Source organism: Mesorhizobium sp. M5C.F.Ca.IN.020.29.1.1, assembly GCF_003997375.1.
Lineage (GTDB): Bacteria > Pseudomonadota > Alphaproteobacteria > Rhizobiales > Rhizobiaceae > Mesorhizobium > Mesorhizobium wenxiniae.
Genome location: NZ_RZSW01000067.1, coordinates 1 through 17709, shown reverse-complemented (window position 1 = coordinate 17709; position 17709 = coordinate 1). Strand labels below are relative to the sequence as shown.

Sequence of the window (17709 nt, the reverse complement as noted above, 5' to 3'; positions counted from 1 at the left end):
CGCCGGCCCGAAGCGGCCAAAGGTCGTCTATGCCGAGAATTCCTTCCACGGCAAGACCAAGGGTGTGCTGGCGATCACCGACGGCTCGCTTTACCGCGCCGACTTCAAGGTGGCCGACAATGTCGTGCGCATCCCTTTCGCCGACATCGAAGCGGTCGAGCGCACCTTCCGCTCGGACCCGGAGATCGGCGTCATCGTGCTGGAAACCATCCAGGGTGGTGGCGGCATCATCCAGGCGCCTGCCGAATACTGGCAGAAGCTGCGTGCGCTATGCGACCAGTACGGTGTGCTGTGGGTCGCCGATGAAGTGCAGTGCGGCTATGGCCGCTCCGGCCGTTTCTATGCCTTCGAGCATTACGGCGTCGTTCCTGATGTGACGGCGCTGGCAAAATCGCTCGGCGGCGGCAAGGCGGCGGTCGGCGCGATGATTGCCAGGCGCGAGGTCTACATGAAGGCCTATGGCACGCCGAAGACGGCGATGATCCACGCCATGGCTACCTTCGGCGGCATGGGTGAGGCCTGCGTCACCTCGATCGAGGCGCTCAACGTGCTTTACGACGAGGGGCTCATCGACAACGCCGCTGTGACCGGCGACTACCTGCTGCAACGCCTTCAGGCGTTGAGGGAAAAATACCCGAAGATCATCAAGGAGGTCCGCGGCAAGGGCCTGATGGTCGGGCTGGAATTCCACGATTTTTCGCAGACCCTGCCGATGGTGCTGCGGCCGGTGGTCAGCGTGCTCGACGAGAAGCTGAAGGGATCCTTGTCCGGCTTCGTCGGAGCGCTGTTGCTGCGCGACTACGACGTGCTCGTCGCCTTCACCGAATACAACCGCAATGTCATCCGTCTCGAACCGCCGTTGATCTGCCAACGCGAACATGTCGACCGCTTTGTCGAGGCGCTCGACAGCCTGTTGTCGCGCGGCATCGTGTCGATCGTGAAGGATTTCGTCAAAAGCCAGGTCCGCTAGCCAGGTCCGCCGAGCGAAACCATGCTGACCAAATCTCCCGTTTCGACAAACCTGCTCGACCGGGTCACCGAGGCCGGTCTGGCATGGGGCGAGGGCACCTATGCGCGTCTTGCCGCACCGGTCGGCGCGGCGGCCTTCGCGCTTTACATCGTGTTGATCGCCGTGACGACATGGTTCATCCCCGACGCCAATTGGGACATGCTGCCCTACCTCGCGATCGCCGAGGAGGGCAGCTATCCCGATGTGCAGGCGCTGCACGACTATGCTTATGGCACGGTTAGGGACGGCGTCTCGGCGGGCGAGTACAAGACACTGACGGACGACAGCGGCGGCTTCCGCAGTCATATGGCCGGGAATGCCACCGACTTCCATTCGCTGCTCGGCATGTACCGGATCAAGTTCCTTTACGCCGAGATCCTTTCGACGATGAGTTCTGTGATGTCGCCGGTTGAGGCGATGCGTGTGATCTCAGTATTGTCGGTGCTGCTGTTCGGTGCGATCGCGCTGCTCTGGCTGCGGTCCGAAGGCGCCCTAGCGCTGGCGCCGGTCGCCGGCGCGGTGCTGATCATGGCCGAATTCGGTGACGCGGCGCGGGCAAATACACCTGATCTGCTATGCTCCGCGCTGTTCCTCGGCGGGCTTTTTGCGTATGTGCGCCGTCGCGAAGTGGCCACCGCGATCCTGCTTTTCCTCGCTTTCATGGCGCGGCCCGACAACATCGTCTTTCTTGCGATCTTCGCCGCATTGCTGGTCGCCTTCCGGCAGAAGGGGTGGGGCGCTCTGACCGGATTTGCCGCCTCCCTGGTCGCCTATTTCGCCATCCCGCATTGGGCGCAGCATCCCGGCTGGTGGCCGCATCTGTGGTTCTCTAGCGTCGAGCAGCACTACAACATGGACGGTTTCGATCCACCCTTCTCGGCTGTCGTCTATCTCCGGGCTCTTGCCGCCTCCCTGGTCCGCGCCGTCAGCCTGAACAGCTGGGTCGGCGTCTCGGTGCTGGCGCTGGCGGGGTGGTATGCGACCAGCCGCGCCGGCTTCAAGCTCGACCGCCGTGCCGGTATCCTGTTTGCGGCGCTGGTGCTCGGCGCGCTGGCCAAGTTCACCGTCTTCCCCATCCACGACACCCGCATCTACTTTCCCTATCTGATCCCGCCGTTCCTGCTGCTCGCCGGCCCCTTCATGGCGCTGTGGGCGAGCATCGAACGGCGTCGCGCCCCAGTGTTGCACGTCGTTTCGGGAGATGAACCATGAGGTCCGTCTCCAGCCTGGTGCGCATCATTTTCCCTTGAAGCAGCTGATCTCAACTGCAGTGCTCCGCGTCCTTTTGGGCGCGTAAAGGACGCTGTGGAATTTTTCCGCGCATGATCCAGGCGAAAATCGATTCCGATTTTTCGGGGGCATGCGCCGGGGTCGCGCCGCACCTGTGGCGTGTCGCAAACAGGCGGTAGCGCGATGGCCGTCGTCTGCATATTGTGCGCCGGTCAGCGGGCGCCGGCGCCCGCAACAGCACTTTTGGAGTCGCGGGCATGGCAGGGTTTCCGGAAAAGGCGAAGGTCGTCATCGTCGGGCTGGGCGGCATTGTCGGCGCATCGGTCGCCCATCACCTGATCGAGCGCGGATGGGACGACATCGTCGGCATCGACAAATCAGGCATCCCGACCGACATCGGCTCGACGGCGCACGCCTCCGACTTCTGCTACACGACCAGCCATGACTTCCTGTCCTGCTGGACGACGCTCTATTCCATCGATTTCTACGAGAAGATGGGCCATTACGCCCGCATCGGCGGCCTTGAGGTCGCTCGCGTCGGCGACGACGATCGCATGGAGGAGATCAAGCGCAAGATCGCCTCGGCAAAGGCCTTCGGCACGCGTGCCCGCCTGATCGATCCGGCCGAGATCAAGCAGAAATTCCCGCTGATCGAAGAAGAGAAGGTGCAGGGCGGCCTGTGGGATCCCGATGCCGGTCTCGTCATCCCGCGCTCGCAAACGGTCGCCGGCAAGCTGGTCGATCATGCGGAAGCCTCCGGCAAGCTAAAATCCTTCGCTAACACGCCGGCCAAGTCGCTCGTCGTCGAGAACGGGCGTATCAAGGGCGTGGTGACCGACCGTGGCACAATCGAGGCCGACTACGTGATTGTGTGCGCGGGTATTTGGGGCCGGTTGATCGCGGAAATGGTGGGCGAGGACCTGCCGGTGATGCCGATCGACCATCCGCTTACCTTCTTCGGGCCCTACACCGAATTCGCCGGCACCGGCAAGGAGATCGGCTGGCCGCTGCTGCGCGACCAGGGCAACTCGGCCTATATGCGCGACACCGGCGACCCCAAGACCGCCGAAGGCGGGCAGATCGAATGGGGCTATTACGAGGAGACCAATCCGCGCCTTTGCCATCCGCGCGACCTTCTGGAGAAACACCAGGCCCGTCTTTCGCCCTCGCAACGCGACCTCGACATGGAACAGATCCTGGCACCGCTCGAGCGCGCCATGGAACTGACGCCGATCCTGGGCGAACTGGGTTATAATGAGAGCCATTCCTTCAACGGGCTTCTGCAGGTGACGTCAGACGGCGGCCCCTCTATGGGCGAGAGCCAGAAGGTGCGGGGCCTCTGGTATGCCGTCGCAATATGGGTCAAGGACGGCCCCGGCATGGGCAAGCTTATCGCCGACTGGATGACGGACGGCCGGACGTCGATCGACCACCACGCCATCGACTATTCGCGCTTCTATCCGCACCAGACGCAAGAGCAGTTCATCTGGGACCGCTGCACCGAAACGGCGATGAAGGTCTACAATCCCGCCGTCCATCCGCGCGAGCCCTTCTCCAAGGCTCGCAACGTGCGCCGCTCGCCTTTCTGGGAGCGCGAGAAGGAACTCGGCGGCTATTTCATGGAGCTCGGCGGCTGGGAGCGCGCCCATGGCTATGCCGCCAACGAGCACCTGCTCGAGAAATACGGGAACCGGGTGCCGGTGCGCGAAAACGAGTGGGACAACCGCCATTTCTGGCGCGTCTCCAATGCCGAGCATCTCGCCATGAGCGAGGATTGCGGCATCGTAAATCTATCGCATTTCGCGATGTACGACGTGGCAGGGCCGGATCATGTCGCGCTGATGGAATGGCTGTGCGCGGCCAAGATCGGCGGCGACGGCAATATCGGCAAAGGCATCTACACGCATTTCCTCGACGATGAAGGCATGGTGCGCGCCGACCTGACCGTCATCCGCATGGCCGACCGGTGCCGCGTCATCGACGGTGCCGATGCCGGCCCGCGGGACTTCCACTACATGCAGCGGACGGCAGAAGACAAAGGGTTCGACGTCACCATCACCGATGTGACCGAGAACTACGTGACCGTCGGCATCTGGGGTCCGAACGCGCGCTCAACCTTGCAGAAGGTCGTCGAGGACCCGGACGGGCTGACGCCGGAGAACTTTGCCTTTGCAGCGATCAAGCCCGTCAAGATCGGCGGCAAGGACGTGACCGCTTTCCGCATCTCCTATGTCGGTGAGCAGGGCTGGGAACTGCACATGCGATATGAAGACGGGCTGGCCGTATGGGACGCGTTGCGTTTGACCGGCGTGATGGCTTTTGGCGTCGAGACCTACGCCAACAGCCGCCGCATGGAGAAGAGCCTGCGCCTGCAGAACGCGGATCTTTTGACCGAGTACAATCTGCTGGAGGCCGATCTTGCCCGTCCGAAGGTCAAGGAGGCTGATTTCAGCGGCAAGGCAAAGCATCTGGAGTATCGCGCCCGCGCGCATCAGCCGGCCATGCTTTGCACGCTTGTCATGACGGACAATGTCGATTCCAGGGGCGTAGCCCGTTATCCGGTCGGCACGATGCCGGTGATGGACCCGCAAACGGGTGAGACGCTGGTCGACGAACTCGGCCGCCGATCGTTCACGACCTCGATCGCCTATGGCCCGACCATCGGCAAGAACATCGCGCTCGCCTATCTGCCCTGGGCGTATTGCCAGGAAGGCCGCAAGCTGAACGTCGAATATTTCGGCGAGACATACCCGGTCGAAGTGGCCGCCGTCGGCTACAGGCCGCTCTACGACCCGGAGAACCTCAATCCACGCAGCTGAGCCTCCCACAATAGATGGTGAGGGGCGGACTCGCAAAAATGTGAACGCAAAGCCTTAAAGCGCGTCGCATCTGAGGGGGAGTCATGCGACGCGCTTTAAATTATTGTTTGTATGCATGTCTTTACCCCACACCGCTGCACACTTTTGGCGACATGCATTAGCCCGGCGCTGGGCTTTTCGCTTTGTGGCGCGACGATTATCGCTTACCTTGCTGCAATGTCTGCTTTTCCCCACGCAAGACATCTCCTTTCAGGCGCCGCTGCACTGGCGCTGATGCTGGGGCTGGCGCCGGAATCCCGCGCCGCCGAACCCGTCGATATCGAACTGGTGCTGGCGGTTGACGTTTCGCTGTCGATGTCACCGGCGGAGCTCGAAATTCAGCGTCGCGGTTATGTCGCGGCGCTGACGCACGACACGGTACTGCAGGCGATAGCCGATGGCGCCTATGGCAAGATTGCCGTCACCTATGTCGAATGGGCCGGCACGACCTGGCAGCACGTCATCGTGCCGTGGACGGTGATCGCCAATCGTGCCGACGCCGAGCGGGTGGTCGAACAGCTCGCCGCCCATGCGCCCAACAGCGCACGGCGCACCTCGATTTCCGGTGCCTTGCAATTCGGCAGCGATCTCTTCGCCGAAAGCGGCTTTCAGGGCGTCAAGCGCGTCATCGACATTTCAGGCGATGGCCCCAACAATCAAGGTGCTCCCGTCGACATCATCCGTGACGAGCTGGTGAAGCAAGGCATCACCATCAACGGCCTGCCGCTGATGACTCGGAGCGGCTTCAGCAGTGTCTACGACGTGAACTATCTCGACCGCTACTACACCGACTGCGTCATCGGTGGGCCCGGCGCGTTCATGATCCCGGTCAATGAGTGGACGCAGTTTCCCGAAGCGATCCGCCGCAAGCTGGTGCTCGAGCTTGCCGGGCCTGCCTCACCGCAATGGGTGGCGGACGAAGCGGCGCATCCGCCGGTGATACTGGCGCAAGGCAAGCCGGCCACCGACTGTCAGGTCGGCGAGAAAATGTGGCGCGACCGAAGCTGGATGTTCGACAGCCGCTAGAGCACTGGACGTTCTAGACTTGGCGAACACTCCACTCCGGGAGGCAATGGCGTCTACACCATCCAGGTGTTGCCTTTTTACGCGACCAGCAACTGCTTGCGATCGACGCGCTCCTGCTGCGGCGAGCGCGCATAGAGCTCGCGGTAGCATTTGGAGAAATGCGAGGCGGAGACGAACCCGCAAGCGACCGCCACTTCGACCACCGGCATCGATGATTGGATCAGCAAGTGCCGGGCCCGGTCGAGGCGGATTTCCAGATAGTAGCGGGCAGGGGATCGTCCCATTTCGGTGCGGAACAGGCGCTCTATCTGGCGGCGCGACAAGTCGACATGATCGGCAATCTCGATCAGCGACAGCGGCTCGGACAGGTTTGCTTCCATCAATTCGATGATGGTCAGCACTTTGGAATTCTGCACGCCAAGGCGCGCACGCAGCGGCAGGCGCTGGCGATCGGTCGGGCTGCGTACGCGGTCAGTCAAAACCTGCTCGCAGACCCGGTTGACGAGGTTGTCGTCGAAATCGTCGCCGATCAGCTTCAGCATCATGTCGAGCGCCGCGGTGCCGCCGGCGCAGGTGTAGATGTTCTGGTCAATCTCGAAGAGGTCGGCAAAGACATTGGCCTTCGGGAACGCCTCGGAAAAACCCGGCAGGTTCTCCCAATGAATGGCGCAGCGCTTGTTGGACAACAGGCCGGCGGCGGCCAGTATATGTGCGCCAGTACACAAGCCGCCGATGGCGACGCCGCGGTTGTATTCCTCGCGCAGCCAGGCGAAGGCCGATCTGTTCTGGTAGCGCTCGACATTGATGCCGCTGCAAACGACCGCCATGTTCGGCCGTTCGGGGCCGGACATCTTCTTGCGTTCGTCCTCCAGCGAAGTGTTGACGGCGCATTCGACGCCGTTCGAGGCGCGCACCGGCTTGCCGTCGATGCTGGCGAGCCGCCAACGATAGGCCTCGTAGCCGAGCATCCGGTTGGCCGAGCGCAACGGATCGAGCGCCGTTGCAAAGGCGATCATGGTGAAATCGGGGACCAGGAAGAATACAAACGATCGCCTGATCGGATGATTTACGACGTTCACAGGGTAACCCTCACGCTGCAATGGCGCGAACAGGATGTCGCGATCAGCATAGCGACATCAGGAAAAACCTTTCCTGTCAATTGGCTAGGCGGCGAAAGACAGACTTTATTTGCGACATAGGTCGCAAATGGGCAATCGCTATGCGTCGACGGTCCCAACATGCCGCCGGTTTGAGCAAATATGCGGCATGTGGTCGGCACATACAAAACGCGCCGCCTCGGCAGAACCGAAGCGGCGCTGTGATCAACTTCGAAGCAGCAGCCGATAGCGCCGCTTGCGAGCTTGTCAGATCAGGCGACGAAGCCGAGGCGTGCGGCGGCCACGGCGCCGGTCTGGCCGGGCATGGTGTTGGCAAGGCGCTGGCGCTCGAGCGCGGTCGTCAGGTTCATTTCTCGGCGAGAAAAAAGGCGGGCAAAAAGCTTCATCATCATCTCCATTCGGTTGCTCAGACGGGTCGCCTTCGCTTGATGGAGTGGGGCAGCTCGTTGGCTGGCGCTGATATAGGCTTACGTGAGGGGAAACTAAATCGCAAAAGCGAAGCACTTGATATGAAAAGCGACACGGAATGCGACAACTTTGGGCATTCCGCCCAATATTTATGATCATTTACAAGGCGTTAGTTCGAAATGTGAGCTGCTATGCAGCCCGCTCATATGCGCCATGCAGCGGCGACATGGCTGCAAAAAACATTTGACTGCAAACAAAAAGGCCTGCCGGGCATGATCTGCGCGACAGGCCGTCAGCTTTGAATACACACGATCTATTTTGCTCCGCCAGCCCAGGATCCAACCCCATAGCGAGTGCCGGTCTTGGTGTCGGCGGCTTCAGGCCAGCCGATATCCTTCTGCAGTTCGATCGGCAGTGAGCGGATGGCGCGTTCAGTCTGGTAGCGGGCGCGAGCCGCGCTGAATTCGGTCGCGATGCGGCCGATGGATGACAGGATGGACATTTTCATTCTCCTTTTGCATTGGGTCGGGAGCTTGCCGATTGCTCGGCATACGAAGCGCTACACCGGTTTGTTCAGCTTCATTTCGTGTCGATTGCAGATCGATGTCGTGGGCGTTCAAGGCCGCTTTCGATACACCTGCCTTCGATGGAGTTGACTATCCCACCAAAGTGATGTTCAATCAAACGAAATGGAATGATAGTTTGCATCAGAAAAATTGAAGGCTGCTTCCCATGAACGCCCCACTCAATCATCCGTTGCCGCTGCTTGATCTCGACGTCTTGCGCACCTTCGTGGCAATCGCCGAGACCGGCAGTTTCACAACCGCGGCCAATGCCGTCTTCCGCACGCCGTCGGCCGTCTCCATGCAGATCAAGAAACTTGAGGACATTCTCGGCCGCTCCGTGTTTGCGCGCGACGCGCGCTCGGTGACGCTGACCACGGATGGCGAGATGCTGCTCGGCTACGCCCGCCGGCTGCTGTCTATCAACCGCGAGGTGGTGTCGAAATTCATCATCCCCGACATTGTCGGGGTGGTGCGGCTCGGCTCGCCGGACGATTATGGCGAGCGCGTGCTGCCACATGTCTTGAAGCGTTTTGCGCAGTCGCATCCCTCTATCGCAGTCGATGTCACCATCGACCAGAGTAGCAATCTGCGCCGGCGCATGGACGACCGGGCGCTCGACATCACGCTGCTCACCAATTCCTATAAGACCAGCGCGCTCGGCGCCGAAGTGCTGCTCACAGAACCGATCGTCTGGGCCGGCGCCAAGGGCGGCTGCGCGCATCTGCGCGAACCGCTGCCGGTGTCATTGTGGGAAGAGGGCTGTGCCTGGCGGGCCGGGGCGCTCGAAGCGCTCGGCCGCGAAGGCCGCAACTATCGCGTGGCCTATATGAGCGCGCATACGGCCGGCCAGCGCGCTGCAATCATGTCCGACCTCGCGGTAGCGCCGCTGCCGAAATCGTTCCTCGGCAGCGACATGGTCGAGCTTTGCCCGAAGGACGGCATGCCCGATATCGGCACCTACAATCTGGCCATGGTCGTGGCGCCGGACGCCAGCGCGCCGGTGAAGGCGGTCGCCGACCACATCCGTGCGACCTTCGAAGTGTTCAGGGAAACCGGGAAATTTTGATTCAGGACCTCAACGGCGTAGCCAGGTTGTGAGCGGTGACGCCGCGATCTGTCTTTTGCAGTGACAATTTGTCGGCTTTGGCGTGATAGCTCTCGGTTTCGCTGGTCAAAAACGCCACGATGCTATCGCGCGCACGCCGCGCCTCGGGCATGTCGATGAGCGGCCATGCATGGAACATGCCTTGCTCGAGAACAACCTCAATTTCGACACCGGCGGCACGGGCCTTTTGCGCGAAGATCAGGTTGTCGGGCGTCAGCATGTCGCGCGAACCGGTCAGAAGCAGCGTTTTCGGCAACACCGAGAGGTCACCGTAAAGCGGGCTGATGCGCCAGTCGCTGGGATTTATGCCGGCACTGTAGAGCCGGACCGCCTCTAGCCCGCCCGGAATTCCCAGCCACGGATCGTAGCGTTCCGCCTCGAACACTTCCGGGTTGGCGAGCGACACGTCGAGGCCGGGCGAGATCAACACATGGCGTGACGGCAAGGGCAGGGCGTCTTCCGCTGCCATCATGGTCAGCACCACGGCCATGTTGCCGCCGGCGGAATCGCCCATAAAGACGATGTCCTGCGCTTCCGTCTCATCGAGCATCTGCCGGTAGACCTTGCCGACCATGCCGAACATGGAGTGGAAATCGTGTTCGGGAGCAATCGGGTAGATCGGCACGGTGATGCCGAAGCCCAACCGACGGGCCATATCGCCGATCAACCGCCAATGATACGGCGTGATTTCAAAGACGTAGGCGCCGCCATGCAAGTAGAGGATACGCTTCCGCTCGCCAGCCTTTGGCGCGATTTCATAGACGGGAAAGCCGTCCACGCTGCGCGTCGTGATGTCGAAACGTGATCGGAGCAAGGCAGGCGGCTGATGGTTCTCCGTCTTGCGCGCATAGGCAATCCAGCGCTGCAGGTTTTCCGGACTGGAAAAGGCTTTCTTGCGGCTATACCTGAGGACAAAGGAAACGACGTGGCTTTTGAGGCTAGGCATGCGGACACACGGACTTCGGTTGAGCCGACTAAGAGAACCCCCGCTATCGAAGATCGTCCCTTCGCCCAGAATGTCAAGATTTGCGCTGAGACAGCACGGCGGTGTGATCTGGCTGGCAATCAAGGCCAGCAGCTGGTCATGGCTCGCTGCAATGCTCAGCGCCGGTGCAGCAGTGCGGCGCGCAACCGAGGGTCGCTTGCCGCCGGAGCCGTATGACGGCTCCGGCGCTTGGCCAGCAGCTTGCATTTGTCGGCGAACGTCATCAGCGCGCCGAACCCAGAAGCAGGGCCGAGAAGGTGACCTGCGGGTCTTCGCGCGGCGACACTGGCCAGCCGATGTCCCTCTGAATTTCGGGCGGTAGGCTGTTCAGGGCCCGGACGGACTTGTTCCTGTTGTGCGCATGCTTGATGGCCGTACCAAAGCGGCCGAGGCTTTCGAACATCGACATCTTCATCTCCCTTGGAGTGCTGCGGCGGCTGGAAGTTATTTCCTGCCTGCCGTTCGATGCCGGTTAAATGCGCCGCGCATGTATCTGGTGGATTTCACGAAAACAGCGCCTTGTTTCAGTTTGGGCTGATCCGGAAACATTTGCATGCAAACGAGAATGAGGGCGAAGTGCTGCTTTCGCCGGCGGGATATTACCCCCGGCCGCGCCGGGCCGCGTGGCCTTCGCGTGAACGCCGCCGGGGGGCGGCGTCGCCGGCAATGCCGTCTTCGCTGACCGTCTTGCGCGGTGGCAGTTTCACCGCCGCCGAAAGTTTCGGGAACGGGTCGACCTTGTTCGGCAGCGCCATGGCGTAGACGAAGTGCTCCTGGAATTTCGGCTCCAGCGCAGTCTCGATCTTCTCGATCCGGCTCACCGTTTCCTCGATCTCGCGGCGATAGCCGCGGTTCAAAAGCGCCATGCGCGCGCCGGCACCGGCGGCATTGCCGACGGCCGAGACCTTGTCGAGATCGCAGTCGGGGATCAGTCCCAGCACCATGGCGTATTTCGGATCGATGAAGGAGCCGAAGGCGCCGGCGAAGTGGATGCGGTCGACATGATCGGTGTGCTGCTTTTCCATCAACAGCTTGATGCCGGCATAAAGCGCGGCCTTGGCGAGTTGGATGGCGCGCACGTCGGTCTGGGTGATGGTGATCCTGGGCTCGCCCTCCTTCAGCACGTAGGAGAAGGTGCGGCCATTCGCGGTGACCCGCGGCGAGCGGGCGGAGAGCCCGCCATCGACGACGCCGTCCTCGGAGATGATGCCGGCCAGATACATTTCGGCCACCACCTCGATGATGCCGGAGCCGCAGATACCAGTGACGCCGGTTGCCTGGACGCTGTCGAGGAAGCCGGGCTCGTCGGACCACAATTCCGAGCCGATGACGCGGTATTTCGGCTCTAGCGTATCGGGATCGATGCGCACGCGCTCGATGGCGCCGGGCGCGGCGCGCTGGCCGCCGGAGATTTCCGCGCCCTCAAAGGCCGGACCGGTGGGCGAGGAGGCCGCCACGACCCGCTGGCGATTGCCGAGCACGATCTCGGCATTGGTGCCGACATCGACGATCAGCATCATCTCGTCCTGGCGGTGCGGGCCTTCCGACAGCGTCACCGCAGCCGCGTCGGCGCCGACATGGCCGGCGATGCAAGGTAACATGTAGAGCCTGGCGCCCTGGTTGAGCTTCAGGCCGATATCCGACGCCTTGATGTGCACGGCGCCCGAAACGGCCAGCGCGAAGGGCGCGCCGCCGAGCTCGGTCGGGTCGATGCCGAGGAACAGATGGTGCATGATCGGATTGCCGACGAAGACGGAATCCAGGATGTCGTTGCGCTGGACGTTGCCTTCCGCACAAACCTTATCGACGAGACCAGAGATCGCCTCGCGCACCGCGACCGTCATGCCTTCGCGACCGTCCGGGTTCATCATCACATAGGAAACGCGGCTCATCAGATCCTCGCCGAAGCGGATCTGCGGGTTCGACGTGCCCGAGGAGGCGGCGACGCGGCCCGACAGAAGCGAGACCAGATGCATGGCGATGGTGGTCGAGCCGATATCGCAGGCAAGCCCGTAGGCCTCGTTCTTGAGGCCGGGCCACAAAGAGATGACCCGCGCGGTCTCACTTTCGGCATCCTTGTGGATGGCGGCGGTCGCGGTCCAGTTGCCTTTGCGCAAGATGCCTTGCACCTGCGGCAGCAGATGGACGTCGAAATCGAGGCTCTTGAGTCCCCAGTCCTTCATCAGCGCGATCTTCAGGCGATCGAGATCGCCTAGCGGCTTGTGCATGTCGGGCTCTTCGATCTCGACATAGCACATGTGGATTGCCGAATCGCGGGCGATGACCCTGGTGTCGGCGTCCTTGCGGATGGTCTGCGCGTTGATGACCGTGTCCTGCGGCACGTCGACGACGAGATCGCCGAGGATCTGCGCCGAGCAGGACAGGCGGCGTCGTTCGGGAAGGCCGCGCACGCGTTCGTAGCGCTCCTCCTTGGCACCCTTGGGCGAGATGTGGTCGTTGGAAGAGACGATCTTATGTTTGGCGAAATTGCCTTCCTGCACCTCGACCTGGCAGCGCCCGCAAGTGGCGCGTCCGCCGCACACGCTCTCGACATAGACGCCGAGCTGGCGTGCGGCATCGAGCACCGGCGTGCCGACCGGAAACCGCCCGCGCTTGCCGGACGGCATGAACAGCACGAGCGGATCGGTGATGTTGGCAGGAGAGTTCACGATTGCGCGCTTATCCCCGGGCCATACGGGCTTCACGGCCGCCGCGCCGGCGGCCGCCATTGCCATTGCCTTCACCCGGCGTATTGACTTGCGTGGGCGCCGCGATCGCCTGGCCGCCTTCGGCCGGCTTGTAGTCCTTGTATGTCCTGATCCAGTTGGTGCAGTTCTCGTCGGTGCCGTTCAGCACATTGGCGCCGCGCACAGCTTCCATCTCCTGCGGCCGCACCGGGTTCATGATCGCCGAGGTCATGCCGGCGCCGATCACCATCGGGATGAAGGCGGCGTTGATGCCGTGGCGGTGCGGCAGGCCGAACGAGATGTTGGACAGGCCGCAGGTGGTGTTGACCTTGAGCTCTTCACGCAGCCGGCGCAGGAGGGCAAAGACCTGGCGGCCGGCATCGCCCAGCGCGCCGATCGGCATGACCAGGGGATCGACGACCACGTCATGCGCCGGAATGCCGAAATCGGCGCAGCGCTCGACGATCTTCTTGGCGACGGCGAAGCGCACGTCCGGATCCATCGAAATGCCTGTCTCGTCGTTGGAGATGGCAACCACCGGAACGTTGTATTTCTTGACCAGCGGCAGGATGGCTTCGAGCTTCTCTTCCTCGCCGGTGACGGAATTGACCAGCGGCCTGCCCTTGGCGACCTTGAGCGCCGCCTCGATGGCCGCGGTCACCGAACTGTCGATCGACAGCGGCAGGTCGACCAGGCCCTGCACGATCTCCAGCGTCTGCACCAGCAGCGCTGGTTCGGTTGCGTTGGGGTCGACGGCGGTAACGCCGGCATTGACGTCGAGCATGGTCGCGCCGCAGGCGGCCTGTTCCAGCGCATCCCTAATGACGGTGTCGAAATTACCCGCGATCATTTCAGCGGCGAGCTTCTTGCGCCCGGTCGGATTGATGCGTTCGCCGATCACGCAGAAGGGCTGGTCGAAGCCGATGATGATTTCTCGTGTCGCCGAGGCGACGATCGTCCGGGTCATGAAGTCTCTCCCTCGTGATATAAAGACTTCTTTATATCGTTTCTGATTTCGATCAAGCGAATGGTGACCGCCCGCGTCATCAATGCGCGGTCTTGACCATATCCACTTGGGTTTCGGTGATCTCGTCGTGCAATATGTGGTCGAGCCTGTCGGCGACGAGCTGGTCGTCGCGGCGGATTTCGCGTTTCCAAGGCTGGCGGCCCTTCAGCACGCCCGATTCATCGACGATCTCGGCCACGTATTCCTCCTGACGATAGGCCATCACATGGACGCCGGAGACGCCGGGAATTTCCTTCACCTCGTTGATGATGTCGATGCAGAGCTGCTTGCCTTCCTTCTTCTGGTCGTGGGCGCCTTCCAGCCGCTTGACGATCGAATCGGGGATATGAATGCCCGGCACGTTGGAGCGGATCCATTTGGCCGTCTTGGCCGAGGCCAGCGGCCCGACGCCACACAGGATGAAGCATTTTTCCGTGAAACCGAGATCGCGGACCTGCTGCATGTAGTTGCGGAACATCGGCACGTCGAAGCAGTACTGGCTCTGCACGAATTGCGCGCCGGCGGCGATCTTCTTGCCCAGCCGGTAGGGGCGGAAATCGATCGGCGGCGCGAAAGGGTTGATCGCCGCGCCGAGGAAAAGCTGCGGCGGCGTCGTCAGCTTGCGGCCGGACAGGAACTTGCCGTTGTCGCGCATGATGCGGCAGGTTTCCAGGAGCGACATACAGTCGAGATCGAACACCGGCTTGGCGCCCGGCTGGTCGCCGGCCTGCACGCCGTCGCCGGTCAGGCACAGCATGTTGGCGACGCCCATCGCCGCCCCGCCCAGCACGTCGCCCTGGATGGCGATGCGATTCCTGTCGCGGCAGGCGATCTGCATGATCGGGGCATAGCCCATGCGGGTCAGCAGCGCACAGATGCCAACCGACGACATGTGGCAGTTGGCGCCCGACGCGTCGACGGCGTTGATGGCGTCGACCCAGCCGTCGAAGATTTTCGCACGGTTGTAGACGTCCTCCGGATCGGCGCTGTCGGGCGGGTTGAGTTCGGTGGTCACCGCGAACTCGCCGCGCCTCAGAACGCGCTCCAGCCGGCCGCGCGAGGTGTGGCCGGGCAGGGGATCGAGTGGCAGGTGGATGCCGGCCGGGTTCTCGTCGCGCTGGCGGCCGATCATGCCGATGCTCCAGGGTTAGAGGTGTTGCGCGAGGCTTCGCGGGCGGCGGCAGCCTGTGCCGTCACCCGCAGCCATGCCGAGGTCTCACGCAGCGACTGGTCGACGGGCTTCTGCACGTCGAGAATCTTGTCGCCATGCTTCATGTTGCGCGAGCCTTCCCAGGCCTTGACCCAGACGCAGGGCATATCAGGCTCGACCTCGCAATTGCCGTTGGCGCGCACACCGCCGCAAGGGCCATTGCGCAATTGCTTGGGGCAATTCATCGGGCACGACATGCCGGTAGAAGAAAGGATGCACTGGCCGCACATGCGGCAGTCGAACATAAAACCCTTGACGCGTTTTTCGACAAATTTGATCGGACCTTCGACGCGGCCGTAACCGATGCGCTTCCACAGCGGATGGAGGAGCAAAAACATGTCGGAGAACTTGGCGTAGAACCATTCGAGGAGTCGCGAGTGGCGGACGGACCACAGCCTGACCGCGAAGGAGCGCTGCACGCGCCGCTGCGGCGACACGTCGGCCGGCTTGTAGTCGGATTTCGGCGCTGCCTTCTTGACCAGAGTGGCCTGGGTAATCGCCGGGGTCGTTTCAGACATCTTCTTTCCCGCCCGCTTTAACCATAGCGACCAGCCGTTCGCGGTCGTATTTCGCGTCGATGTCCTGAAGGGCTTTTTCGGCCTCGCCTTCAAGATCATCGCTGACCGGCACGGGGTCGGCCTTGCGCCATTCGGCCAGGTAGTCGTCGGTGCCGCCGGCGCCGGTGCGCATCGCACACATGTCGATCGCCTCGGTGAAACGCAGCGGCAATTCGCGCTTGGCGTTCTGCCGGCCTTTCTTGACGATGACCTGGGCGGGGATGTCGCGCCAGTAGACGACGATCAGATCGGCCATGAATTCCTACTCCCGTAGAGCGCCGTGCGTCCAATCGGAAAGGACGCTCTACTACTTTGGCTCAGCTGCATCGTACTTTTCCGGAGATCGATTCCGATTTTCGGGCCGATGCAGTGGTTCGGAGCATTGCCGGAAGCGCTGTTGGGCTGCTTGTTATGGGACGACGCGCGCGCATTCAAAAGCGACGCAATTGGAGGCCGCAAAAGGAAAGGTGAGAGTTTTCGATATTTGGCTTGGTTTGGATCAGCCGGTGCGACGATCGAAGTTGCCGACAAGCTTCCTGTGGAAGCGGATATAGCCTCGCTCGGTTGTTCGCAGGTGTTCGGCGACGATCTGATGGAAACGCGGCAGGCGGTGAAAGGGAACGGCCGGATAGGAATGGTGCTCGGAGTGGTACGGCATGTTCCACGCCACGAAGCGCACCAGCCGCGTGGTAAAGGTGGTGCGGGTGTTTTCGAGCATGTTGGCGACATGCGGGCAGAGCGCGTGCTCGGCCAACAAATAGGCCCGCAAGAACGGCTGGCCGACGAGCACCGGCACAATCCAAACCCACAGCAGCAGCGACGACTGCACGGCCAGTGAGATCATCAGCAGCACCGCATAGGCGGTCAGAAATAAGCGTGCTTCCGAAATCACCTTGTCGCGGCCCTTTTCCGGCACGAAGCCGTCGCGGTTGCGGCCGGCCGCGTTGACGACGATCACGCGCGCCATGCTGGTCCAGTAGGGGACGCCGGAGAGATAACGCAGGTACTGGACTACGGTCTCCGGTTTCGGCGCCATCAGTTCGGGGTCGTTGTCCGGATCATGCGTGTGGCGGTGGTGCGCGAAATGGAAATAGCGGAACCAGGCCGGCGGCAGCAGGATCAGGAAGCCGGTCACGGTGGCGATGGTCCGATTGAGCCACGCCGTCCTGAAGGCCGTTTCGTGGATGGTCTCGTGCAACAGCGTGAAGAAGAAGACGATCAGCACCCCCTGCGGCAGCAGGAGAATGGGCCAGAACGGAATCCGGGCGGCGATCAGCACGCCCAGCACGACAACCAGCCCGCCGTGAACGGTCAGCCGGACAATGCCGGGCCTGTCCAGTTTGGCGGTGAGGTCGCGACGATCCTCGACCGAAAGGCTGGCGATGATGGTGCGGTGGTCGATTTCGCTCATACAGGCAAGCTTATCGCCGGGGCGCCGTCCGGTAAATCGGCGCTCGGTAACAGACGCAGGTTTTACGCCGGTCCAGAAATAGAACCAGATCGTAGGATGACCACTGTTTCGAGGGCAGGCCCGGGATATGATATGGCAAGCTTGCCGGCTGCGCATCCCTGACCGCCTCGATGCTATCGCGTGAGAATGCCGCCTGCCGCAGCACGTAGCTTGAAATCATATCGCCTGCCTCAGGCTTGCCGGCGCACCTGCCGCAGCCGCCGCAAGCCAGGGATCGCGCGCTCAGCGCTTGAATTCAAGGATGTCGAGCTTCGATTCGTAATAGGGCGCCGGGAACTCGATGCGCCATTCGTTGGCGCTGTTGCGAAAGGTATAGCCGACCTGATCGCTTTGCGGGCCGCCGCCATAGGGTTTTGCAGGATCGTCGTTGACAGAAAGGGAGCCGAGATAGATCGAGCGCTTTTCGCCGTCGTCGAAGAAACGCCCCTTGGTGCGCTGCGAACCGGTGGTTTTTTCCAGCATCCAGCCCGAAC

17 protein-coding genes are annotated in these 17709 nt (G+C 62.1%); 6 read left to right on the top strand and 11 right to left on the bottom strand.

What is annotated here, in order from left to right:
• The 4 genes from EOA85_RS08445 to EOA85_RS08430 all read left to right on the top strand — a co-directional run.
• Positions 1-970, top strand: a 970-nt coding sequence (locus tag EOA85_RS08445) for an aminotransferase class III-fold pyridoxal phosphate-dependent enzyme (protein ID WP_164759553.1), incomplete at its 5' end; no start/stop codon positions are given.
• 21 nt (positions 971-991) lie between these two features.
• Positions 992-2221 (top strand): DUF2029 domain-containing protein, encoded by a 1230-nt coding sequence (locus EOA85_RS08440; RefSeq protein WP_127209060.1) that lies wholly within the window; start codon positions 992-994, stop codon positions 2219-2221.
• A gap of 275 nt (positions 2222-2496) precedes the next feature.
• The gene (locus tag EOA85_RS08435; protein ID WP_127209059.1) at positions 2497-5058 is read left to right on the top strand and encodes an FAD-dependent oxidoreductase; all 2562 of its coding nucleotides are present in this window, start codon (positions 2497-2499) and stop codon (positions 5056-5058) included.
• Between the two features lie 216 nt (positions 5059-5274).
• A complete protein-coding gene (locus tag EOA85_RS08430) occupies positions 5275-6123 on the top strand; it encodes a DUF1194 domain-containing protein (RefSeq protein WP_127209058.1) in 849 nt (282 codons plus the stop codon).
• A 77-nt stretch (positions 6124-6200) separates the two neighbouring features.
• On the opposite strand, the gene EOA85_RS08425 is transcribed toward EOA85_RS08430, so the two are convergent.
• Positions 6201-7202, bottom strand: coding sequence for a GlxA family transcriptional regulator (locus EOA85_RS08425; protein WP_029351952.1), 1002 nt, complete (start codon positions 7200-7202; stop codon positions 6201-6203).
• A 239-nt stretch (positions 7203-7441) separates the two neighbouring features.
• On the opposite strand from EOA85_RS08425, the gene EOA85_RS37350 reads away from it, so the two are divergent.
• On the top strand, positions 7442-7804 hold the full coding sequence (locus tag EOA85_RS37350) for a hypothetical protein (protein WP_164759552.1): 363 nt from the start codon (positions 7442-7444) through the stop codon (positions 7802-7804).
• Positions 7805-7962: 158 nt separating this feature from the next.
• On the opposite strand, the gene EOA85_RS08415 is transcribed toward EOA85_RS37350, so the two are convergent.
• Positions 7963-8151 (bottom strand): hypothetical protein, encoded by a 189-nt coding sequence (locus EOA85_RS08415; protein WP_029351950.1) that lies wholly within the window; start codon positions 8149-8151, stop codon positions 7963-7965.
• Positions 8152-8381: 230 nt separating this feature from the next.
• On the opposite strand from EOA85_RS08415, the gene EOA85_RS08410 reads away from it, so the two are divergent.
• The gene (locus EOA85_RS08410; RefSeq protein ID WP_029351948.1) at positions 8382-9281 is read left to right on the top strand and encodes a LysR substrate-binding domain-containing protein; all 900 of its coding nucleotides are present in this window, start codon (positions 8382-8384) and stop codon (positions 9279-9281) included.
• Position 9282: 1 nt separating this feature from the next.
• Here the strand turns inward: EOA85_RS08410 and EOA85_RS08405 are convergent, their stop codons facing one another.
• The 9 genes from EOA85_RS08405 to EOA85_RS08365 all read right to left on the bottom strand — a co-directional run.
• Entirely contained in the window at positions 9283-10266 is a 984-nt protein-coding gene (locus EOA85_RS08405; RefSeq protein WP_095521906.1) for an alpha/beta hydrolase, read from the bottom strand.
• A gap of 262 nt (positions 10267-10528) precedes the next feature.
• On the bottom strand, positions 10529-10714 hold the full coding sequence (locus tag EOA85_RS08400; protein ID WP_029351944.1) for a hypothetical protein: 186 nt from the start codon (positions 10712-10714) through the stop codon (positions 10529-10531).
• A 190-nt stretch (positions 10715-10904) separates the two neighbouring features.
• Positions 10905-13034, bottom strand: a complete 2130-nt coding sequence (locus tag EOA85_RS08395) for an ASKHA domain-containing protein (protein WP_127209062.1) — start codon at positions 13032-13034, stop codon at positions 10905-10907.
• The gene (locus EOA85_RS08390; RefSeq protein ID WP_127209057.1) at positions 12985-13959 is read right to left on the bottom strand and encodes a methyltetrahydrofolate cobalamin methyltransferase; all 975 of its coding nucleotides are present in this window, start codon (positions 13957-13959) and stop codon (positions 12985-12987) included. The genes EOA85_RS08395 and EOA85_RS08390 overlap by 50 nt, the downstream gene beginning before the upstream one ends.
• A gap of 79 nt (positions 13960-14038) precedes the next feature.
• On the bottom strand, positions 14039-15130 hold the full coding sequence (locus EOA85_RS08385) for a methylenetetrahydrofolate reductase (protein WP_127209056.1): 1092 nt from the start codon (positions 15128-15130) through the stop codon (positions 14039-14041).
• Positions 15127-15726 carry a methylenetetrahydrofolate reductase C-terminal domain-containing protein gene (locus EOA85_RS08380; RefSeq protein ID WP_127209055.1) on the bottom strand — a complete coding sequence of 200 codons (600 nt, stop codon included), beginning with the start codon at positions 15724-15726 and terminating at the stop codon, positions 15127-15129. The genes EOA85_RS08385 and EOA85_RS08380 overlap by 4 nt, the downstream gene beginning before the upstream one ends.
• Positions 15719-16021 (bottom strand): virulence factor, encoded by a 303-nt coding sequence (locus EOA85_RS08375; RefSeq protein WP_127209054.1) that lies wholly within the window; start codon positions 16019-16021, stop codon positions 15719-15721. Before EOA85_RS08375 ends, EOA85_RS08380 begins: the two co-directional genes overlap by 8 nt.
• Positions 16022-16264: 243 nt before the next feature.
• The gene (locus EOA85_RS08370; RefSeq protein ID WP_245485642.1) at positions 16265-17176 is read right to left on the bottom strand and encodes a fatty acid desaturase; all 912 of its coding nucleotides are present in this window, start codon (positions 17174-17176) and stop codon (positions 16265-16267) included.
• Positions 17177-17458: 282 nt separating this feature from the next.
• On the bottom strand, positions 17459-17709 hold a 251-nt coding region (locus tag EOA85_RS08365), incomplete at its 5' end, for a DUF4893 domain-containing protein (protein ID WP_127209053.1).